At 70.6% G+C, this 21,449-nt stretch carries 19 protein-coding genes and 1 pseudogene; 8 read left to right on the forward strand and 12 right to left on the reverse strand.

Translation table 11 applies throughout. The features are described from left to right. Positions 1-79: 79 nt before the first annotated feature. From O2L01_RS21340 to O2L01_RS21365, 6 genes are all read left to right on the forward strand, one after another. On the forward strand, positions 80-1,093 hold the full coding sequence (locus O2L01_RS21340) for a fatty acid desaturase family protein (RefSeq protein ID WP_270124060.1): 1,014 nt from the start codon (positions 80-82) through the stop codon (positions 1,091-1,093). Further along, positions 1,090-1,821, forward strand: a complete 732-nt coding sequence (locus tag O2L01_RS21345) for a B3/B4 domain-containing protein (RefSeq protein WP_270124061.1) — start codon at positions 1,090-1,092, stop codon at positions 1,819-1,821. The genes O2L01_RS21340 and O2L01_RS21345 overlap by 4 nt, the downstream gene beginning before the upstream one ends. Continuing rightward, a complete protein-coding gene (locus tag O2L01_RS21350; RefSeq protein ID WP_270124062.1) occupies positions 1,818-2,432 on the forward strand; it encodes a LysE/ArgO family amino acid transporter in 615 nt (204 codons plus the stop codon). Before O2L01_RS21345 ends, O2L01_RS21350 begins: the two co-directional genes overlap by 4 nt. A gap of 264 nt (positions 2,433-2,696) precedes the next feature. After that, positions 2,697-2,822: a hypothetical protein gene (locus O2L01_RS21355; protein WP_270124063.1), complete on the forward strand. Its 126-nt coding sequence runs from the start codon at positions 2,697-2,699 to the stop codon at positions 2,820-2,822. An 82-nt stretch (positions 2,823-2,904) separates the two neighbouring features. Continuing rightward, entirely contained in the window at positions 2,905-4,008 is a 1,104-nt protein-coding gene (locus O2L01_RS21360) for a HesA/MoeB/ThiF family protein (protein WP_270124064.1), read from the forward strand. After that, on the forward strand, positions 4,005-5,252 hold the full coding sequence (locus O2L01_RS21365) for a hypothetical protein (protein WP_270124065.1): 1,248 nt from the start codon (positions 4,005-4,007) through the stop codon (positions 5,250-5,252). Before O2L01_RS21360 ends, O2L01_RS21365 begins: the two co-directional genes overlap by 4 nt. Here O2L01_RS21365 and O2L01_RS21370 read toward each other — a convergent pair. Together O2L01_RS21370 and O2L01_RS21375 are read right to left on the reverse strand one after the other, a co-directional pair. Continuing rightward, a complete protein-coding gene (locus O2L01_RS21370; protein WP_270124066.1) occupies positions 5,227-8,013 on the reverse strand; it encodes an AfsR/SARP family transcriptional regulator in 2,787 nt (928 codons plus the stop codon). The genes O2L01_RS21365 and O2L01_RS21370 overlap by 26 nt on opposite strands. Positions 8,014-8,214: 201 nt before the next feature. After that, positions 8,215-8,844, reverse strand: coding sequence for a TetR/AcrR family transcriptional regulator (locus O2L01_RS21375; RefSeq protein ID WP_270124067.1), 630 nt, complete (start codon positions 8,842-8,844; stop codon positions 8,215-8,217). A 94-nt stretch (positions 8,845-8,938) separates the two neighbouring features. On the opposite strand from O2L01_RS21375, the gene O2L01_RS21380 reads away from it, so the two are divergent. Further along, a complete protein-coding gene (locus O2L01_RS21380; protein WP_270124068.1) occupies positions 8,939-11,134 on the forward strand; it encodes an MMPL family transporter in 2,196 nt (731 codons plus the stop codon). Between the two features lie 69 nt (positions 11,135-11,203). Here O2L01_RS21380 and O2L01_RS21385 read toward each other — a convergent pair whose 3' ends face one another. The 9 genes and pseudogenes from O2L01_RS21385 to O2L01_RS21420 all read right to left on the reverse strand — a co-directional run bounded on the left by O2L01_RS21385 (position 11,204) and on the right by O2L01_RS21420 (position 19,627). Further along, positions 11,204-11,716 (reverse strand): arylamine N-acetyltransferase family protein, encoded by a 513-nt coding sequence (locus O2L01_RS21385; RefSeq protein WP_270124069.1) that lies wholly within the window; start codon positions 11,714-11,716, stop codon positions 11,204-11,206. 91 nt (positions 11,717-11,807) lie between these two features. Continuing rightward, positions 11,808-12,011 (reverse strand): annotated as a pseudogene (locus O2L01_RS25775) (arylamine N-acetyltransferase); the annotation flags it as partial. A gap of 75 nt (positions 12,012-12,086) precedes the next feature. After that, on the reverse strand, positions 12,087-12,635 hold the full coding sequence (locus O2L01_RS21390; protein ID WP_270124070.1) for a hypothetical protein: 549 nt from the start codon (positions 12,633-12,635) through the stop codon (positions 12,087-12,089). A 337-nt stretch (positions 12,636-12,972) separates the two neighbouring features. Beyond that, positions 12,973-14,604, reverse strand: coding sequence for an MFS transporter (locus O2L01_RS21395; protein WP_270124071.1), 1,632 nt, complete (start codon positions 14,602-14,604; stop codon positions 12,973-12,975). Positions 14,605-14,675: 71 nt separating this feature from the next. Beyond that, on the reverse strand, positions 14,676-15,683 hold the full coding sequence (locus O2L01_RS21400) for an NAD(P)H-binding protein (RefSeq protein WP_270124072.1): 1,008 nt from the start codon (positions 15,681-15,683) through the stop codon (positions 14,676-14,678). A gap of 89 nt (positions 15,684-15,772) precedes the next feature. Further along, positions 15,773-16,717: an alpha/beta fold hydrolase gene (locus O2L01_RS21405; RefSeq protein ID WP_270124073.1), complete on the reverse strand. Its 945-nt coding sequence runs from the start codon at positions 16,715-16,717 to the stop codon at positions 15,773-15,775. Between the two features lie 57 nt (positions 16,718-16,774). Then, complete coding sequence (locus O2L01_RS21410; RefSeq protein WP_270124074.1) at positions 16,775-17,770, reverse strand: NAD(P)/FAD-dependent oxidoreductase; 996 nt, start codon at positions 17,768-17,770, stop codon at positions 16,775-16,777. Positions 17,771-17,862: 92 nt separating this feature from the next. After that, positions 17,863-18,777, reverse strand: coding sequence for an alpha/beta fold hydrolase (locus O2L01_RS21415; RefSeq protein ID WP_270124075.1), 915 nt, complete (start codon positions 18,775-18,777; stop codon positions 17,863-17,865). A 34-nt stretch (positions 18,778-18,811) separates the two neighbouring features. Continuing rightward, positions 18,812-19,627, reverse strand: a complete 816-nt coding sequence (locus O2L01_RS21420; protein WP_270124076.1) for an oxidoreductase — start codon at positions 19,625-19,627, stop codon at positions 18,812-18,814. Between the two features lie 139 nt (positions 19,628-19,766). Between O2L01_RS21420 and O2L01_RS21425 the strand changes: the two genes are divergently transcribed. Beyond that, positions 19,767-20,450 (forward strand): TetR/AcrR family transcriptional regulator, encoded by a 684-nt coding sequence (locus tag O2L01_RS21425; protein WP_270124077.1) that lies wholly within the window; start codon positions 19,767-19,769, stop codon positions 20,448-20,450. A gap of 84 nt (positions 20,451-20,534) precedes the next feature. Here O2L01_RS21425 and O2L01_RS21430 read toward each other — a convergent pair whose 3' ends face one another. Beyond that, positions 20,535-21,290, reverse strand: coding sequence for a GNAT family N-acetyltransferase (locus O2L01_RS21430; protein WP_270124078.1), 756 nt, complete (start codon positions 21,288-21,290; stop codon positions 20,535-20,537). Positions 21,291-21,449 lie beyond the last annotated feature (159 nt).

Here is a 21,449-nt window from a genome sequence, read left to right on the forward strand (position 1 = left end):
AGTGCGTCACAACGAGTGGAGTTGATCTTGCAACTCTGCTTCCCTTGCTCCGGACCGACCCCATTCTTCGGAGCAGGAAATGCCAAACCCCAATTCCTCTGTCCCCACAGTAGAAGCAATCCGATACCGACGCGGCTATTCCACCCCCGCCCGCCTCCGCGAGGACATCAAGGCCGCCCACCAGACCGACCCCTGGCGCACCGCCCTCACCGCGCTCGCCGACCAGCTCGTGATCGTCGCGGCCTGCATCGCCGCCGGCGCGCTCCTCATCGCCCAGCCCCTCGCCGGAGTCCCGCTCGCGCTCCTCGCGGCCGTCCTCGTCGGACGCCAGCTCCGCGCCCTCGAATGCCTCGTCCACGAAGGCTCCCATTTCAACTGGAGCCGCAAGCGCCGCGCGCTCAACGACTTCCTGGCGATCGCGCTGGCCGCGTTCCCGACCGGCGCGCAGCTCTCCGGCTACCGCGAGAGCCACCTGCGCCACCACGGCGCCTTCGGCACCGACGACGACCCCGACCGGCAGCGGTACCGCGAACTCGACCTCGAATCGCTCGACCGCTCCCGCCCCGGCGCGTTCGCCCGCGGCCTGCTCGTGCGCCTCCCCGCCTACCAGCGCACCTGGTGGCGCGACAGCCTCCAGGCCTCCCCGGCCGTCGCGCTCCTGCCGCTCGCCTGGGGCGCCGCGTTCACGGCCGCCCCGGCATGGGCCGTCGCCGGAGCCTCCGCGGGCCTCGCCGCCGGAGCCGTCTGGCTCGCCGGATTCGCCGTGGCCCTCCCGATCCTCCGGTTCATCGGCGAGGCGAGCGAGCACGTCTACAGCGACGCGGACACCGTCTTCGACGCCACCGTCAGCAACCTCGGCACGACGCAACGCGCGCTGATCCACCCGCACGGCGACGGTTACCATACGGTGCATCACATGTGGCCCGGTGTGCCGCATCATCGACTCGCGCGGCTCCACCGGCGGCTCATGGCCGCCGACCCCGAGTACGCCGCACGCCTGCGCCGCCGCTCGGGGATCCTCGCGACGCCCGTCCGGGGCTCGCGCATGACGCCGGCGGGGCCCGCGACCCTGACCGAGAGGACCAGTACATGAGCCGCGAGTTCACCGTCGCCGACGGTGTCGCCGAGGCGTTCCCGCAGTTGCGGATCCACCTGATCGCCGTCGAAGGGCTGCGCAACGGCGAGGACTGGCCGAAGGCCGCCGACGCGATGGACGAGCTGGAAGCCGATGCCGCCGAAGGGAACTGGACCGCCCTCGACGCCGCGGACCCGCGCATCGCGACCTGGCACGCCGCCTACCGATCGTTCGGCACCAACCCGAAGCGAATGCGCCCCAGCGTCGAAGCGCTCCAGCGCCGCCTCGGCAAGAGCGGCCGCCTGCCCCGCATCACCCCGGCCGTCGACGCCTACAACCTGGCCTCGGTCCGCTTCGGCGTGCCCGCCGGCGCGTTCGACCTCGACGCGCTGGAGGCCCGGATCGACATCCGCCACGCCGTCGAAGGCGACGCCTTCACACCCCTCGGCGAACCCGAGGTCCGCGAGGAGCCGAAGCCCGGCGAGGTCGTCTACGCCCAGGGCACCGAGGTCCTGACCCGCCACTGGAACCACCGCGACGCCGACGCCACCAAGGTCACCGCCGAGACGACCCGCGCCGTATTCATCTTCGACAGCGTCGGCGAGGAGGCCCACGAGGCCGTCGACGCGGCGGCCGAGCGGCTCAAGGAGCTGCTCTCCGAGGGCGCCTCGGTCACCGACCACCAGGTGCTCGACGCCGACCGCCGTTCCGTGCGGATCGGAGCCGAAGGGCCGCAGGCGCAGTGACCGCCGCGTTCTTCACGGGGCTCGCGATCGGGCTGGCGCTCATCGTGCCGATCGGCGCGCAGAACGTGTTCGTGTTCGGGCAGGGCGTCTCGCTCGGGATGCCGAGAGCATTGTGGGCGGTCGTCGGCGCGGGCGTGTGCGACACCATCCTCATCGTGCTCGGCGCGGCCGGAACCTCGGCGCTCCTCAACTCCGTGCCGGGCCTGCGGCCCGCGATGCTCATCGCGGGCGCGCTGTTCCTCACCTACCTCGGCGTGAAGTCCTTGCGCACCAAGCCGACCGAATTCGACGACGAGACCGGAGTCTGGTCGCGCGGCCAAGTGCTGCGCCGGACCATGGCCGTCTCGCTCCTCAACCCGCACGCCATCCTCGACACCGTGGGCGTGCTCGGCGCGGCGATCACGGCCCAGGCCGTGGCCACGCGGGTGCCGTTCGCGGTCGGCGCGGTGGTCGCCTCATGGACCTGGTTCCTCGTACTCGCGACCGCCGCACACGCCCTGCGGCGGTTCATGACCAAGGAGCGGCGAGTCTGGTTCGACCGCGTCTCGGGCCTGATCCTGCTGGTGTTCGCCGGGTGGCTCGCCGTCGAGTTCGTCCAGACTCTCGTCTAGGCCGTGTTCGAGAGACTCCGGTGCCGGCCTCGGTGACAGGCAACCTGAGACGGCTACGGCGCCTGGGCCGGCGAGGCCGCCGACGCCCGGGACTCAGGGAGACCCCTGCGCGCCGGGCGGGCACCGGCCCCGGCGCCCGCTGAGTGCTCCTTCCGACCGCTACCAGGAATTAAACGCAGGCCAAACTGCCGCCAACCCGCCACGGGAACACTGCATTCACGACGATCCCGCCGGGATCGATCCGACTAGGAAGGACTGGTACCCATGGCGAAGCACACCACGGCACACGTCAAGGCCGACAAGCCCGTTGAGGCTCCGGCCCGCAAGCTGGCGATCCGCGTGCTCGACAAGATCGAAACCACGAAGATCTGCACGATCACCGGCGACTAGTCCGGCCTCTCGCGCGCCCGGACCGGACTCGCTCCGGTCCGGGCCGCTTTCCGTTCCCCCCAACGCCATCTGGAGTCGAATCGTGGAGCAGCCGCGCATCAAACCCGAGCACGACGCCTTCCGCACGCGCGGCGGCAATGTGCGGATCGGCGGCGGCGTGCACGGCATCGCCGCGGAGATCGAGGACCCCGACGGCTGGGTGTGGTCGCTCGTTGTCGCGTGCGACGGCACCCGGCGCCGCGACGCGATCGTCGCCGAAGTGCGCCGGACCCACCCCGCGCTGTCCGAAGCGGACGTGACCGGCGCGATCGACGATCTCATCGCCGCCGGGCACGTCGAGGACGCCGCGGCCCCACCCCCTCCCGGGCTCAGCCCCCGGGAGCGCGAGCGCTACGGGAGGAGCGCGCAGTACTACCGCTGGACCGATCCGCTGCCGCGCGAGAGCATCTGGGAGGTCCAGATGCGGCTCAAGGAGTCGCGGGTCCTCGTCGTGGGCCTCGGCGGGGCGGGCGGGGCGGCGGCCATGGCGCTGGCGGCCGCCGGGGTCGGGGACCTGCACTGCGTGGACTTCGACCGGGTCGAGCTGTCGAACCTGAACCGCCAGATCCTGTACACGGAAGGGGATCTCGGCAGAAGCAAAGTGGACGTGGCGGTGGAACGGCTGCGGCAGCTGAACTCCGACATCACCGTCACGGGCGAGCACGCCCGGATCGAGCGGCTGGAGGACTTCCTCCCGCTGCTGGAAGGCCGTGACCTCATGGTGCTCGCCGCGGACGGTCCCGACGGCATCCGCCACTGGGCGAACCGGGCCTGCCTGAAGACCGGCACCCCTTGGGTCGAAGGCGGCTACCACGGACCCCACATGGTGACCGGCGGATATGTCCCCGGTGAGGGCGCGTGCTGGGAGTGCCTGCGGCTGGGGGAGCAGCGCCGGCTCGACCTCGGGCTCGTCTCGGACGACGCCCGCGCGAAGGGCCAGCCCAGGGCTCCCGGCCATCCCGTCACCGCGGTCACGGCCGTCATCTCGGGCCAGCTGAAGGCGCACTGGGCCATCGCGCTGCTGACCGGAGCGGCCCGTGTGCGGCCCGGAACCGCTTGGGGGCTCAACCTGATGGCCCCGGACGAACCGCCCGTGGTGTCGTATCCGCGGCAGCCCGACTGCCCCGCCTGCGGCGACCGGCCGTGAACGCCGCCGGGACGATCCGCGCCGACTCGGTCGTAGCGTTCCCTCCGCTCGCGCGGCGCGTGGACGGCCTCGAGGTCGTCATCGGCCGCAGCGGCTCTGACGTGTTCGTCGCCCTGCCGCTCATCGGCGCCGAGGCGATCGACATGCTCGGCGCCGGCGCGAGCGTCGGCGAGGTCGAGGACCGGATCGCCGCGGACACAGGAGACCGCATCGACGTCGGCGACCTCGTCGCGACCCTCATGGCGCTCGGGATGGTCGCCGAGGTCGACGGCCGTTCCCTCCCCAGTGGACCTCCGGCGCGGGTCACGCTGCCGTGGCTGCGGCCGAGCCATGTGCGGTGGATGCTGCACGCCCCCGTCCAGGCCCTTCTCGACGCGGGACTCGCGGCGCTGGTGCTCGCCGCGCTCGCGCTCGCCGTCCGCGCGGACGCGCCGTTCCCGAGCGCGGCGAGCCTGCTCTGGAGCGACAACGGGAGCCTGGTGCTCGCGACGCAGGTCGTCATCGGCTGGACCCTGATCCTCGTTCATGAAGCGGCGCATCTCATCACGGCGCGCGCGGCCGGAGTCCCCGGGCACGTCGGGTTCGGGACGCGCCTGCAGTTCCTGGTGGCGCAGACGAACGTGACGGGCATCTGGGCGGCACCGCGGCGGCACCGCATCGCGGTCTACACCGCCGGGATGCGCTCGGACCTGGCCGTTGGGGCGCTCGCGCTCCTGGGCTCGACGCGGCTGGCGCCCGGCGGCGTTCCGCACCGCATCGCCCTGGTCGTCGCCGTCCTCGCGGCCACCGGTCTGGCCGTGCAGCTGCTGATCTTCATGCGGACCGACGTCTACTTCATCGTCCAGGACCTCTCCCGCAGCCGCAACCTCTACGGTGACAGCGCCGCCTACACCCGGTACCTCGGCCGGCGGCTCGTGCCGCGCGGGCGGGCCGCCCTGGAGACGAGTCCGCTCGACGGCCTGGAAGCGCGGGAGCGACGCGTCGTCAAGGGCTACACCGCGCTACTCGTGACGGGCACCGGCGTCTGCCTCGGCTATGCGGCGATCGTGCTGGTGCCGTTCGGCATCGGGCTCCTCCACGGCGCCGTCGTCGCGGTCGCGTCCGCCCGGCCGGAGGCGGTGCTGGACGGACTCGTGGTCCTCGCGGTCCAGGGCGCGCTCCTCACGATCTGGTCGCGGGCCTGGTGGGCCCGCCACGGCCACCGCCTCCGCCGGCGCGTCACCGAGGCGTCGTCATCGCGATGAGCTTGGCGCGCAACGCCTCTGCCTTCGGGTGGCCGAGGTCGTCGAAGACCCGGAATGCGCGCCGCCAGACCCCGGACGCGGCTGCGCGGTCTCCGGCGGCGAGGTGGGCGTCGCCGAGCCGGTCGAGTGCCGCGGCGGCGCGGACCCGCTCGCCGCACTGGTGCAGCAGGGCGGCGGCTTTGCGGTAGCAGTCGATCGCCCGGTCGTACTCGCCGAGTCCGGTGTAGGTGAAGCCGAGACTGTCCAGAATGGTGGCCTCTCCGTCCGCGTCGCCGATCTCGCGCGAGATGCGCAGCGCGTGCCGGATGGCGTCGAGGGCGCGGGCGTGCTCGCCGCTCGCGGCGTGGATGTACCCGATGTTGTTCAGCGCGCGCACCTGCCCGTGCTCGTTGCCGTCTTCGCGGTACATGTCGAGACTCCGCTGCGCGGACGTGAACGCCGCGGCGTAGTCCTGCGCGGCCTCGGCGATCAGGCACAGCTCCGCGTGGACGTTCGCCTGCCCGCCGCGGTCGCCCAGCTCCTCGAAGTGCCGCAGGGCCGCACGGAGGTGCGGCTCGGCCTCCTCGTGGTCGCCGAACCTGACGTGGGCCGCGGCGAGCCCGTGGTGGGCGACCGCCTTCGCCCGCGTGTCCGCGGTGCGGTGCGCGGCCGCCACGGCGAGACGCTGGGTCGCGATCCATTCCGCGCCGAGTCCCATGCGCCGCTGATGGGTCGACAGGAACCACGCCAGCTGCCACCTGTACCGGTCGGCCGTCGGACCGTGCGCGCCGTCGGGGGCCCTGTGGAGCGATCGGACGAGTACCGGGCGCTCGGCGTCGAACCAGGCCATGGCCCCGTCCTTGCCCTCCGGAGCGTCGACGACAGTCGCCGCGACGGGTTCGTCGATGCGGATCGGGCGCCGATGCGGCGCCAGGAGGCGCGCGGCCGTGTCGGCGGTGTGCAGGTAGTGGTCGAGCATGCGTCGCGTCGCCGCCCACTGCGTCTGCGGATCGTCGATCGCTTCGGCCAGTTCGGCGGCGTAGGCGGCGAGCAGGTCGTGGAGGTCGAACCGTCCGGGGGCGTGCTCGGCGACCAGCTGCATACGGCACAGCTCCCGGAGCCGCCGCATGACGGCGGGGACCGGGACCCCGGCGAGGCTGGCGGCGGCGCCGGCCCCGAAGTCGGGTCCCCAATGGAGTCCCAGGAGCCGGAACAACTGGGCCGCTTCCGTACTGAGCCGCAGATACGACCAGGAGAACACGGTCCGCAGGTCGATCGTCGCGTCCGGGCTCTCGAAGGCGTCGAGCACGACCTCGCTGCTCTCGAGTTCGGCCGCCAGCGAGGCGAGGGCGAAATCGGGCTGGACGGCGGCGCGGGCGGCGACCATCGTCAATGACAGCGGCAGCCCGGCGCAGCGCTCGATGATCTGCGCGGCGGCTTCCGGCTCGCGGCGGACGCGTGCGGGGCCGAGCCTCCCGATCAGGAGATCGCGGGACTCCGCGGGGTCGAAGACGTCGAGCGCGAGCGGGTGGGCGCCGCGCGCGACCAGCCCGGCCAGTTCGGTGCGGCCGGTCACGAGCACGCAGCACCCCGCCGACCCGGGAATGAGCTCCCGGACCTGTGCCTCGTCCCGGGCGTTGTCGAGTACCACCAGCATCCGCCGGTCTGCCAGCAGGCTGCGGTACAGCGCCGAGCGGGCGTCGGCGTCAGCAGGGATCGCGACCGCCGGAACCCCCAGCGCGCCAAGGAACTGCAGCACCGCCTCGGCCGGATCGACCGCGTCCCCCGAGGCGTCGAAGCCGCGCAGGTTCAGGTACAGCTGGCCGTCCGGGAAGCGGTCCCGGACGCGATGGGCCCAGTGCACCGCCAGCGTCGTCTTCCCCGACCCGGGGATGCCCGCGATGGTGGCGACGAGCATCGTGCCCGATCTCGTCGCCCGGTCCAGCAGACCGTCCAGATGCGACAGATGCGCCGCGCGTCCCGCGAAGACCGCCACATCCCCGGGAAGCTGCCGCGGCAGCGGCGCCTCGCCCGGCGGGTCCTCGCCCTCGTCAGCGGTGCGGAGGAGCCGCTGGTACTCGTTCCGGAGGGCGGCGCTCGGCTCGATGCCGAGCTCTTCGACCAGCCGTTTCCGCATCCGGTGGAACACCGCGAGGCCTTCGGCGACACGCCCGCCGCGGCGCAGCGCCGACATCAGCAGCCCGGCCGGCCGCTCGCGCAGGGGGTGCTCCGCCACGAGCACCGACAGCTCGGAAACCGCGCCCCGGTCGGTGCCGGAACGGAGGTCCCAGGCGATTCGGTCCTCCACCGCCGCGAGCCGTTCGTCCTCCAGGCCTTCGGCAACGGCCCGGACCAGCCGGTCTCCGGCCGCGTCCGCGAGGGCCGGACCACGCCACAGCGACAGCGCCTCGCGCAGCAGCCGCCCGGTCTCCTCGGCGCCTTCTCCGCCGGCGCGGACCAGGTCCCGGAACCGGTACAGGTCCACGCGTTCGCGGTCGCATGCCAGCCGCCACCCCTCCCCGACGGTGACGATCTCGATCGTCGGATCCGCGGCCAGGAGTTTGCGCAGCCTCGTCACGTGGACCCGGACGGAGTTGCGGGCGGACGCGGGCGGACTCGCGTCCCACAGGGCCGAGACCAGGCGCCCGGTGGAGACGACGCGGCCGAGGTCGAGCAGCAGCATCGCGAGCACGCACCGCTGCTGTGCAGTGGTGGGGCCCTTGCGCTGTCCGTCCTGAAGGATCTCGACCGGTCCGAGCAGCCCGAACTCGATTCCCGCCACCTGGACCGCGCCCCCATCGACATGCTGATGCGTTGCGCACCAGGACTACCGGCTCGACACTACCGCTCTCGGCGAACCGCCCGAGCGACCATCGGGTCCCCGGTCGGGACCAGGGCGCCGTCGACGATGAGCGCCGTGTCGGGTGCGGAGCTTTGGAGGGGCGGATCCTTCGAACCCGCACACCGCGACTATCGCGCGGCATCACCGGTCTGCGTCGGCGAGGGCTCCGTCCAGGTAGGCGCCGAGCGCTCGCTTGACTTCCGTGATGACTGCCGGCAGGTCCTCCTCCGAGGCCGCCATGATCAGCGGGAGCAGGCCGCGGAAGAGATGCACGGCCACTTCGGCGGTTCGTCTGCGCTGCTCGGGCGGTTGACCGTGGGCCTTGCGCTCGAGGATCGCGTCGAGGCGGTCGAACATGACCGCCTGCGCCGGGCGCTTCGCGCCGACCAGGTCCGGCGAGGTGTGCGGGTCGGCCAGCAGCGCGTAGAAGCCCGGGTTCGCCCGGTCGAAGGCGATGAGCGGGTCGAGGATCCGGTCGAGCATCACGTTCAGCGGCAGGTCGGCCACCGACAGGTCGAACGCCTCGCCGTGAGCCGCGCGCAGCCGCTCGACATAGCGGGCGGTCAGTGCCTCCGCGATCGCCTCCTTGTTCTTGAAGAACTGATACAGCGTCCCCGGTGAGGCGCCGGCCTCGGCGGCGATCGCGTTCGTCGTCGCGCCCTTGAAACCCTTGGCCGCGAAGACCCGCTCCGCCGCGTCGAGTAGTTCGGCGATGCGCTTCTCGCCTCGCGCCTGCCGCTTCCTGGACGGCTTCTCCGTGTCCTCGGTCACTAACTGTCTCCCGGTCTCGAAAATACGAGCAATTACTCGTATTTTTAATACGAGCAACCACTCGTGTTCAGTCTACGCAGGTCGGGAGACCCTGATGACCTCCACTGCCACCCCACAGCCGAGACTCCGCGCCCCGGAAGACGCCTTCATGCGCCGGCTCGGCCGCTTCGCGATCCGGCGCAGCCGCAGCCTCCTGACCGCCTCGCTGGTCCTCTTCGCCGCGAGCGCCGCCGTCGCCTCCGGCACTCTCGACGCCCTCATGCTCTCGCGCTACGAGGTGCCGGGATCGGAGTCCATCGTCACCGGCGATGAACTCGACGACGCCTTCGATGTCGGCAGCGCCAACTTCCTCCTCCTGGTCACCGCCGACTCCGGCGACGTGGATGACGCCGAGGCCGCCGCCGCGGGAGCCGAGATCGCCGCCGAACTCGCCGCTCACGACCGGATCGGATCAGTCGAGTCCTATTGGGACACGGGCTCGCCGGTACTCCGCAGCGAGGACGGCGCACAGGCGCTCATCCTGGCGTACCTGCCCGGCGAGGTGACCGACGTCCGAGAGAACGTCCTTCCCGGTCTCAAGGAGGAGTTCGCCGTGGACCGCGGCGCCGTCACGGTCGGTGTCGGCGGCTCGGACGAGCTCTTCCGTGAAGGCGCGGAACTGGCCCGAGAGGACTTCCTCGTCGCTGAGGCCGTCATCATCCCCGGCCTGCTCGTCCTGCTCGTGGTCCTCTACCGCCGCCCCGTCGCGGCGCTGCTGACCATGGGCGTGGGCGTCCTCTCGCTCGTCGTCGCGCTGGCACTCACCAGGTTCATCGCCGCGTTCACCGAAGTCTCGACGTTCGCGGCCAATTTGATCCTCGTCATGAGCATCGGCCTGGCCGTGGACTACTGCCTGTTCATCGTCAATCGCTACCGCGAGGAAGCGGCCGGCCACGACCGCGCCACGGCCATCGCGAACACCGTCGCCACCGCCGGGCGCACCGTCCTCTTCAGCGCCGTCACCGTCGCCGCCAGCCTGTCCGTGCTCCTCGCGATGCCCTTCCCGTTCCTGCGGTCGTTCGCCTACGCCGGCATCCTGGTGCCCTTGGTCGGCGCCGCCGGCGCCGTCATCGTGCTGCCCGCCGCCCTCGCCTTGTGGGGCAGCCGAGTCGAACTGGCCCGCCCTCCCGCCCCGGTCGAGGACGGCCGCTGGCACCGGCTCGCCACCGCGGTCATGCGACGCCCCTTCGCCTGGGGCGCCGCCGCACTCGTGCTCGTCGCGTTCCTGGCCTCGCCGCTCCTCGGCGTGCGCTTCGGCGTCCCCGACGAACGCGCCCTCCCGCGGGACGCCGAAGCCCGCATCGTCACCGACCAGGTCACCGCGAACTTCACCGCCGAGGCCACCGACGCCCTCCAGATCCTCGCCGAGGCGCCCGACTCCGACGACCTCGCCCGCTATGCCGCCGACCTCTCGGCCGTCTCCGGCATCGCCCAAGTGGATTCGGCCGCCGGCCGGTTCGTAGACGGCGCTCTCGCCGCACCCGCCGATCCCGGTCGCTTCCCCGCCCCCGGCGGCACCGACACGTGGGCCTCCGTCGTCCCTACCGGCGAGGCGATGCGAACCGACCCTTACGCCATGGTCGAAGCGGTCCGCGCCGTCGAGGCCCCGTTCGCGACCGCAGTCTCGGGCTACCCTGCCGACCTCGCCGACTTCCGGGACGCTCTGCTGTCGAGGCTGCCTCTCGTGGCGGCCCTGATCGTGCTGGTCACCTTCATCATCCTGTTCTTCATGACCGGCAGCGTCGTCGCGCCGGTCAAGGCGACCCTCCTCAACATGCTGTCGCTGTCGGTCATGTTCGGCGCCCTGGTCTGGATCTACCAGGACGGCAACCTCTCCGGATACCTGGGATTCACGCCGCAGGGCTCTTTCGAGTTGAGCGTCCCGATCCTGATGTTCTGCGTCGCATACGGGTTGTCCATGGACTACGAGGTGTTCATGCTCGCGCGCATCAAGGAGGAGTACGACCGCACCGGCGATACGATAGGTTCGGTCGCGGCCGGACTCCAGCGCAGCGCGCCCCTGGTCACCGCCGCCGCGCTCGTGCTGGCCGCGACGTTCGCCGTCTATGCGACCAGCCAGGTCGTCTTCGTGCAGATGCTCGGCGTCGGCATGGCCCTCGCCGTCGTCGTGGACGCCACGGTCATCCGCGGAGTCCTGCTCCCCGTCGCCATGCGGCTCACCGGAAGACGCAACTGGTGGGCACCGGCGGCGCTGCGCCGGTTGCACGCCCGCATCGGCATCAAGCACTAGGACCTTGGGCGGCCGGCCATCAGGGGTACCGACCGGCTCGACGCGCGGGGCCGTTCAGCAGGTCGGCGGTCAGGCCTGCTGGCGGTCCAGTTCGGTCAGTCGGCGGACCAGGAGGTCGGCTTCGTCAGCGTCGGTGCGGATGTCGAAGACGTCGGCGAGGAGCTTGGGGACCTCGTGGGGGCTGACGGCCTCCTGCTTCGGGGCGCTGCCGGGGCGTTCGGTCGTCCAGGTGAGCGCGTCGAGCGTGTCGTACCGGTCGGGGCACTGCCGCTGCACGTATGGGCGGATGACGAACGGGGAGCGGTCGTTCGAGGCCACGAAGTGGTTCCCGACCGCGAAGTCCACGGGGTACTGGGGGTTCTCAGTGAAGACCTGCCGCACCTGCCACTCGTCCGCGCCGGCCCCGCGCTGGTGCACGGCCCATCCCGGCGAGCCGTGGGTGATCTCCTCCCACCGCAGCACGAGCGGCCAGAGCGCGGCGTCGCTGCGGGCGCCGTCGACCAGTTCGATGGGCTCCAGGGGGCTGGCGCCGAAGCCGACGTCGTTCAGCCAGCGCGCGCCGTCGAGCTCCACGATGAGCATCGCGTGCGTGGCCGGGCGGGGCTTGGTCGAGTCCGCACCGATCTGGCGCGGCGGCGAAGAGGGTGGCGTGCTCGAAGCAGTAGCCGCCGCGGCCGCGGCGGATCAGCTTGTCCTGCAATGCGGGCAGGTCGAGCCGCACCTGGTGGTAGAGGAAGCTGTCGAGCGTGTCCCACCGGATGTTCAGCACGTGCGCGCGCTGCAGGGCCCGCAGGGTCTCCAGGGTGGGTGTGCGGTCGCCCTCGTAGCCGAGATGGGCGAGGTAGGCGTCAAGATCGAGGTCGTCGCTGCTCCACATGCCTCGGGCAACGTCCTTGCGGCGGTCCGTATTCCGCCGGGAACGGGGGCGTGTTGGTGTCAGAGGGGGCCTGGGCTATTCCTCGCGGCACCAGAGCTGGCGCAGGTGTCCATTGAGGGCGGTGGCGGCGAAGATGATCACGCCAGGAACGAAGTACCACATTGCGGGGCCGGCGCTGTCGTCCAGTTCGGATCGCGCGGCTTCGATCGTGAAGCCGACCGGCACCAGCATGCCGACCAGCAGCAGCACGGCGACGACCGCGGCGGTCCGTGCCACGCGGGGCCCGGCCCAGCGCTGCCACTGGAGGCAGCAGACACCCACCGCTGTGGCGACGCACGCCAGGAGTATCAGGAAGCCGATCCCCGCCGCGACCCCGAAGCCTCCGAGGACCTCTGCCTCGCCGAGGGCGGCGACGACGTCGAGCGGTGCGGTCAGCAGGCGCACGATCGCAGGGTCGAACGCCCTGGCGTCAGTGAAGATCGGAAGGGTACTGCCGACCACTAGCAGTGCGCCCGAGGCGAAGGCGAGTGCCCGGATGGCGTTCGACTCGAGTGTGTGGACCCGGCCTTCCAGGTCCTGCAGTCGCCGCCGAATGCGCTCGTCGTCGGTTTCGATGTCGGCCATGCCGTTCTCCCTTGCTCGCTGCCCGGTTGCAGCAGCCGCACCGGAGCCCGTCTTCCGCGACCCGATCCTAGTCGACCCGCTCCACGTGCCTCACCAGTCAGAACGGTCGGGCTGGCCGGTCGCCGTCGGGGTGCTCGCTCTGATCGGCTTCGCCGCAGTGTCCGTGCCGCTCGGGCTCCTCTGAGCCCACGGGGATCCGTCCGCCGGCGTTCCGGGAGTTGCCTTGGCAGGCAGGGCGATCGGCTCGGTCAAGGAAGTCGGGCCCCTGGAGGCATTGATATCGGGGAGTGCCGGCTTTTCGACCAGCGCTCCCCGAACCACCTGCTCTGCCACCGATCTAGCGGGTAGATCCAATGTGCTCCCGTACGGTCGCCGCCTCGCTCGCCGCCGTCCCGGACCCCGGTTCGGCGCTCTTCGTGGCGAACCCGCGCCGGCCCGGCAGGAGCGCGAGGACGATCAGTGTTCCGGCGGCCATGATGATCGCGCCGATGAGGCTGGTCTGGGCGATCCCGTGGGCGAAGGCCTGGTGGACGGCGTCCACGGCGGCCTGGGCCTGCTGGGGCCCGGCGGAGGGATCCTGTGCGACCCGCTCCGCGACGGCCAGTCCGGCGCCGACGGAGTCCTTGGCGGTCTCCATCGCCTCCGCCGGAAGCCGGTCGCCCACCAGGTCGGTCAGCTCGTCCCGGTAGCCCGTGCCCAGCAGTGAGCCCAGCACCGCGATGCCCAGCGCCCCGCCCAGCTCGAGCGCGGTGTCGTTGACACCGCCGCCGACGCCCAACTCGGACTCGGGGAAGGAGCCCATGATCGTGTCGGTCGCCGGGGAGATGCTCAGACCGAGCGCGAGGCCCAGCATCATCAGCGGCGCCAGGAAGTCCTCGTACGTCGACCCCTTGTCGATCTGGGTGAGCAGGAACATGCCCGCCGTGCCGACGGCCATGCCGGTCACGACCATCGCCTTCACTCCCAGTTTCGGCGTGAGCATCCCGGTCACCGCGGACCCGAGGAACACCGCGCCGCCCAGCGGCAGCAGCCGTAGGCCCGTTTCCAAGGCGCCGTAGCCGATCACGAACTGCAGGAACTGCGTCGAGTAGTAGATCACCGCGAACATGCCGAAGAAGAAGAACATCACCGCGAGCATCGAGCCGGTGAAAGGCCGCAGCGCGAACTTGCGGACGTCAAGCATCGGGTGCGGGTGCCGCAGCTCCCAGGCGACGAAGGCGACCAGACCGGCACCGGCGACCGCAGCGGCGGCGACGGGGCCGGTGCCCCAGCCGGAGTGCGGGCCTTCGATGGCGGCGTAGATGAGGGAACCGACGGAGACGATCGACAGCAGGCCGCCGACGTAGTCGATGCGGCCCATGCCCTCCGCCTTGGACGGCGGTACCAGGGCGAGCGCGCCGAACACGGCGAGGAGGGCGATCGGCACGTTGATCAGGAAGGTCGAGCTCCAGGCGTGATCCTCGAGCAGCCAGCCGGAGACGAGCGGGCCGACTGCCACCGCCAGCCCGGAGGTCGCGGCCCAGGCGGTGATGGCCTTGGCTCGCTCGTTCCGGGGGAAGGTCGCGACCACCAGGGACAGTGTGGCAGGCATGACGACCGCGGCACCGATTCCCATGATCGCGCGGGCCGCGATGACCAGCGAGGTCTCGTCGACCATGCTTCCCATCACCGAGCCGCCGGCGAAGATCAGCAGGCCGAGCACCAGCGCGCCGCGGCGGCTGTACTTGTCGCCGATCGCACCCAGCACGAGCATCAGCGCCGCGTACGGAACGGTGTAGCTGTCGACGACCCACTGCAGATCACTGCTGCTCAGTCCCAGGTCGGTGGTCATGTCGGGGGCGGCGACGATCAGCGACGTGTTCGCCATCACCGTGATCAGCAGGCTCAGGCACAGCACGAGCAGCGCCCACCAGCGCCGCGCGTAAGGCCTGGTCATGCTCTCCACCGGTGTGTTCGCAAGGAAGGGCATCAGTAGCTCCTAGAAAAGGACGGGGACGCGTAGTCGTCCATCGTGTGGCGTCATGTTCTGCTCCAGAGCCCTCATTGGCTCGGGGCACCGGCCAGCTCGCGCAGGTGCGCATTGTTCTGCAGGGACCACCGCATGGTCCGCGGTGGGCGCCCGAGCAGGGTTTCCAGTTGGTCGGAGAGGACGTCGTACCGTCCGCCGGCGATCAGCCTGGTCTGGATCCTCAGGTGCGCCCCCACGTGCCGGGCCATGGCCGGATCGCCCAGGGTCTCCTGCAGGACGGTCTCGTTGATGAAGGTCTCGTTCCAGGACTCCACTTCCTGAGGGCGGTAGACGACCTGGCGTCCCAGCACGGCTGCGTAGTCCTCAGCGAACCCGTACATGTCCTTCAGTTCCGGGCCGGTGAGCGCGTAGGACTTCGAGAGGTGCGGTGCGGGGTCGACCAGGATCTTCACGCACACCTCTGCCAGGTCGTGAACGACGATGGGCGCGAGCCGCTGGTTGCCGAAAGGCAGGGGCAGTTCACCGTTGCTCAACGGGTCCAGGAGCATCCAGGTCAGATGGGGGTTCTCGGCGAACAGGGTCGCACGCACGTTGACCGTGGGGAGGCCGGACCAGTCCAGCACCTTCTCGCAGATCCAGTGCGCCCGCTGCTGCGGTGACCAGTCCGTGACCAGTCCGCCTAGCCAGGAACGCCGCTCCTCCTCCGATGCGGTCATCTTCTCGAGCGTCATGTACGACTGCTCGTAGTTGGACAGGTGCACGAAGGCTTCGATGTCGCCCTGGGCTCGCGCCGCCGAGGCCATCAAGGTGAGGGCATCGGCGTAGTACGGCTGCGGGGTCATGCTGAAGTAGATGCGCCGGACACCCTTCAGCGCGGCGGCCACGTCCGCGAGATTGAGCAGGTCGCCGACGAAGACCTCGGCCCCGGCCTCGCGCAGCGATTGCGCGCGTTCGTCGTCCCGTCGCACGAACGCGCGCACCGGGTGGCCCTGTTGGAGCAGCATGTCGACCATCAGCCTGCTCACGCCGCCGACTTGGCCGCCGGCGCCGGTGATCAGAATGGGATTGCGTTCCGTCATTGTTCTGTCCTCCATCTGGTTTGGTGGGTTGGTCGTTCAGGAAGCCGAGGATTCCGCAGGCGCACAGCCGCCCGTTCGACATTGAGGGTTCAGGTGCGCGCGGGCGTCGTCTGCAGGAACAGTTCGAGCAGTGCCAGCAGCGTCTCGGGAGCGTCCTCGGTCGGGAAGTGGCCGGCGCCCGGGATCTCGACCACGGGCGCGTCGGGGTAGCTGAGCTTGAACGCCGGGATCACGTACTCGGGCAGCAGCGCGGTGTCCCGCATCCCGACCGCCAGCATCGCCGGCACGGCTCGCAGCGCGGCGACGGCTTCCATGGGTGGCGGGCCGGGCGGCGGACCCTGCGGACCCTCCAGGACCTGCCGGGGGAAGGCGATGACACCGCGGGACTCCGCCGGGGTCGGAAAGGGGCTGGAGTACGCGCGGATCCAGGTCGGCGTGGCGATCTCGGGCCGGGCGACGTGCTGCAGGTCGATCATCAGGTGGGCGATGGTGCGGCCCGCGTTTCCGAGGATCTGCTCGAACGAACCGTCCGCGATCGCCGACCCGGCCCACTGGAACCACCGGCTCGCAGCGCCGTTGGCCTGCATGAGAGGGCCGATGTCGTCGGTGAGTGGAAGCACGGTGTTCGTGGCGAAGATCCGGGAGATCCGGTCGGGGTTGCGCAGCGCGAACCCGGTGCCGATGGGGCCGCCCCAGTCGCGGAGCACCAGCGTGATGTCGGTGAGGTCGAGCGTGTCGACGAGCAGCGATTCGAGATTGAGGATGTGTTCGCTCGCGTCGTACGTGCGGTCCTGCGGTGTCTCGCTCTTGCCGAAGCCCATGTGGTCGGGAACGACCACGCGGTGGCGGCGTGACAGCGGCCCGATCAGGTGGCGCCATTCGTAGCCCCACGTGGGCTCGCCATGCAGCATGACGATCGTCTGATCGGGCCGTTCGGGGCCCTCGTCGACGTAGTGCTGGCGGAAGCCGGCCGCTTCGTTGAAGCGGGCGGGATACGGCCACGTGCCGTCGAACGTCGCTTCAGCGGCGATCATGGGACTTCGTGCCTTCCTGGGATTCGGTGGTTTCGATGTCGGCGCGTTCAGCAGTCATCAGACCGGTCCCGCCGCGTGCAGGGCCGCGTCGGTGTCCGCGATGGCCAGCATCATGTTGATGTCGGCGCCGGCCAGTGCGCCGGCCGCTGCGGAGGCCCCGACCTGGGCGACCAGATCGGTGACGTTGCCGGCCACCCACACACCCGGCACCTCGGTGGCTCCGGCCGGGCCGGAGGCGAAACCGCGGCCTTTCGGCAGGTCCTGCACCGTCAGGCCCAAACCCTCCAGGCCCTGAGTGCGGGCCTGCATCGGCGCGGCGACCGCGAGGACGCGACGGGCCACGACCTGGCCGTCGGCCAGGCGCACCCCGGCGAGGGCGCCGTCCTCGTCGTCGACGACCTCGGCGACCGGGGTGTCGATGACGCGGATGCCACGGGCGGCGAAGCGGGCGCGGCTGTCCTCGTCCAGGTCGGTTCCGTGCGTGAAGTAGGTCAGGTCATCGGTCAGCTGACGGAACAGGAACGCGTGGCCGATGGAGGCCGGGCCGGTGGCGAGGACGCCGATGGGCTCATCGCGCACTTCCCAGCCGTGGCAGTACGGGCAGTGCACCACGCTGTGCCCCCAGTGCTCGGCGAGCCCGGGCACCTCCGGCAGCACGTCCTTGAGGCCGGTGGCCACCAGGACGCGGCGGGCGGTGATGTTGCGGCCGTCGGCCAGGGCGACGGTGAACCGCAGGTCCCCCTCCGCCGACGGGGCGGCGGGCTCGGCCGCGACCACCTGGCCGTGGACGACGCGTCCGCCGTACTGGCGCACCTGCTCCCGGCCCCGTCGAAGGATCTCGGACGGCGGGGTGCCGTCCAGGGCGAGGAGGCCGTGCACGGCCTCCGCGGGCGCGTTGCGCGGGGAGCCGCTGTCGATCACGACGACCGAGCGGCGTGAGCGGGCGAGGATCAGCGCCCCGTTCAACCCCGCGGCGCCCCCGCCGATCACCACCGCATCGACGGTCCCCTCGGCCAGTTCGTCACTCTCGTACTGCGAAGTCGTCACAGCCATGGTCTTCTGCCTTTCCTTGCCAGTCATCGTTCGGTCAATCTTTCAAGTCCTGTGTGGATGGAGAGGGATCTCGCCCGCGGGTCGAGGGTCCACTACCGGGCCCATGCCGCGATCCGTTCCGCGATCGCCTCGGGGGCCTCGATATGCGGGAAGTGACCGACATCGGGGACGATCTCCCGCGCGTGCGGAGCGGCGAACCGGTGTCGGTCGTCGACCCGCTGGGGGAGGATGCATTCGTCGTCGGCACCGTGGAGCTGCAGCAGGGGCACCTTGATCGGCTGGGTCAGGCGGCGCGCCGCCGCGAGCATGCCGGGCCGCAGCATCCCCCGGTAGTACTCGAGGGGCGAGGGCATGCTCGCTTTCAGGTGCTCGTGCAGCTGGGCCTTGAGTGCCGGATCGAGCGAGAAGCCCGGGGACCACTGGCGCCAGAGGCGGTCGATGAGGGCGAGATCGCGGGCGCCGACGATCCAGCCGCTTCCGGGCAGTTGAAAGAGCCCCATGTACCAGCTCCGGCGGAGCTGGGCGAGGCGCGGCCGGCTCAGGAACGTGAGCGGGTGGGGGAACGCGAGCGTGACCGCGCGTTCGATCCGCTCCGGCGCGGTGACGCTGACGTCGTAGACGATCGCGCCGCCCCAGTCGTGGCCGATCAACTCCACCGGCCTCCCGGGAGACCAGCGGTCGATCAGCGCGAGCACGTCGCCAGTGAGGGACGCGAAGTCGAACGGCCCCTCGGTCGGGGACGGCGCGTAGCCGCGAAGCCACGGTGCGAGGACGCGACGTCCGCGGCGGCCGAGCTCGGCGAGGAAGGGCGCCGCAGTCGGCGGATGGTCCGGGAAGCCGTGCAGGACGATCGTCGGCTGGCCGTCGGGATCACCGCCCTGGAGCGCGTGGAAGGTGCCGTGCGGCAGGTCGAAGGTGACGTGTTCGAACTCCATGTTCGTCCTTTCTTCGAGAGCGGTCGGACGAATGGTGCCGATGCTCGCTTCGATTGCGGTGGTGCTGGACATGTGCGTCTCCTTAGGCACTGGGTATGCTGCCCGATCAGCCGGCCAGTCGGTTGAGCTTGCGGATCTGCGTGTCGAAGGCGCGCGCGGGCACGATCCGGCGCAGGAGGCTGACGCGTCCGGCCATCGAGCCGGCGGTGTACCGGAGCTTGGGCTTGGCATCGGTGGCGGCCGCGACGATCGCCTTCGCGACCACGTCCGGGTCGTCGGCGTTGCGCAAGGCGTTGGCCAGGACGTCTCGGGACACTTCCCGCTGTGCGGCGTAGACCGGCAGGGGCGAGTCGGGTGCCAGGCTGCTCGCCTCGAAACTCGTGCTGGTGTAGGCCGGCTCGACCAGCAGCATTCGGACGCCGTGCTCGCGAAGCTCGTGGTCGACCGACTCGCTGTAGCCCTCGACCGCGTGCTTGGTGGCGGCGTAGACGGCCATGAACGGGGCCGGGATCAGACCGAGCACCGAGGAGACGTTCACGACGCGGCCGCCGCCCTGGGCGCGCATGTAGGGCACCACGGTGTTGGTCATCCGCATCAGGCCGAAGACGTTGATGTCGAAGACCTCCCTAGCCTGGTCGATCGAACTCTCCTCGCCGGCACCGACCGCGCCCACGCCCGCGTTGTTGACCAGGACGTCGATCCGGCCGAACCGCTCGATCACTTCCTCGACCAGGGCGCGGACCGACTCGTCGCTGGACACGTCCAGATCGAGGAACGTCACCCCGGCGAGCGCCTTGGCCTTCGCCGCATTGCGGCTCGTGCCGACCACCGCGAAGCCGGCGTCCACGAGGGCGAGCGCGGCCGCCCGCCCGATCCCGGAGGAGGCGCCCGTCACCAGGGCCACTGGGGGAATTGTCTGCATGTCGGTTCCTTCCGTGTCGTACGCCGCCATGACCGGCCCTCCTGCTTGCTCGATGAAACCTCTAGAGGAAAGTTCTACCTCTAGAAGAAAGTTCTAGCACGGTTACCGAGGATTCTTCTAGCCGATGTAAGGTAGATCAATGACCAGGACTCCCACCGCCAGCACAGACCGACGAGCAGCCAGGCCCGCCTCGCGCCGCGAGGAGATCGCGGACGCCGCGATCGACCTGTTCCTCGAACGGGGTGTCGCCGCGACCCGGGTGGAAGACATCCTGACCGCGGCCGGCGTGAGCGTGGGCAGCTTCTACCACCACTTCGGCGACAAGCTCAACCTGGCAGCCGCGGTCTATCTCGAGTACCTGCAGCGCTTCCAGGACGACCTGCTCGTCGAGCTCGACCGCCACGAGCGCACCGAGGACGCCGTCCGAGGGATGGTGCTCGCCTTCCTGCGGTGGGCCGGTGCCGATCCGCGCGCCATGCGCTACATGCACCATTGCCGCGAGTCCAGCGTCGCCGAGATCGCCGAAGGCGAAGAAGCTCGGCTGAAGCAAGGCTTTTACGGTCGGCTCGCCGACTGGCTCAGCGAACGCGCCGCGACTGGGGAGCTCCGGGCGTTGCTGCCCGAGCACAGCCTCGCGCTATGGCTCGGACCAGCCGAACAGCTCGTTCGGGCAGTCCTCGATCCCTTCGGGCACATCACCGCACCGGATCAGGACACCCTGGTCGCACACCTCACCAACGCCGAACAAGTCCTCGCCGACGCCGCCTGGGAAGCCCTTCGACGCCCCGCCCCCGGCGACGATGCCGCTCAAGCACGCTCGTAGTCGCCCGAGGAAGCCGCTGCAATCCCCGCTGATCTTGGACGAGGACAGAGGCGACGCCTTCCTGCGTCCCGGTTACGGCAGCGGTCAAGTTCTCGGTCGAGTGCTTGCGTCAGCGAGTTGAACCGGGTCCAGGTGGGCACTCAGTTGGGTTCCCAACTCGCGGAAGCCGAGGGCTCGCGCGACTCGACGGGACGCCGGAGGCCGCGCACGCCACTGCGGCAGTAGGCCATCGGCAAGGGCCCGAGCAACCGCGGCCGAGGCCACCCGTTGCGCCAGACCGCGGTCTCTCATGGCCGTGTCGGTCAGCACGCACATGTGCGCGGTCTCGGCGGGCCACATCTGGTGACCGGCCGCGGCTACGACCTTCGCACCTACGCGCGCCACAACCGCTGGAGCGGTGATCTCGCCGATCCCGCTCTCCTCCGCGTCCTCCGGGCCCACCGACGCCAGCAGCGCTTGCAGATCCGGATGCCCGGGGGCAAGCTGTTCTGTCACCGTGTCAGACCCGGCCGGGCGGAAGGTGTCCGGTGAGACGTACCCCAGATTCGCCGGGCCCAGCACCTCCTTCACCGGCAATATCGCCTGCAGGACATCAGGGTCGGTGAGAGAGTCGGGCGAGCGTCGCTCGAATGCACGGACTACCGGCTCGACCATCGCTTCGCTTGGAACGGTCACGATCGCCGAGCCGCCCAATGCCACGATCCCGACCCATGACGGCGGGCAGAGCTGCGAATCCGGGGACGCGACCACGCTCGGGCGGTTGAGCGTGAACGAGACCGGTACGGCCGCGAGCGTCTCCCACAGCGACTGAGCTCGCGCCAGCAAGGGATCAGAGATCATGATCCGATCCTGCCATCCGCGCAAAATGAATAAAGCCGCCGACGCATCAGTCTCCGGCGGCATGTGCAACGGGCAGAACGTCTGTGTGCACCGTCGTGCAAGCGGCGGCGGTCGGACAACAGGTACGCGGTCGGCCGTCCGAAGATCTCGAGCTCAATG

It is taken from the genome of Glycomyces lechevalierae, assembly GCF_027622945.1.
Lineage (GTDB): Bacteria > Actinomycetota > Actinomycetes > Mycobacteriales > Micromonosporaceae > Glycomyces > Glycomyces rutgersensis.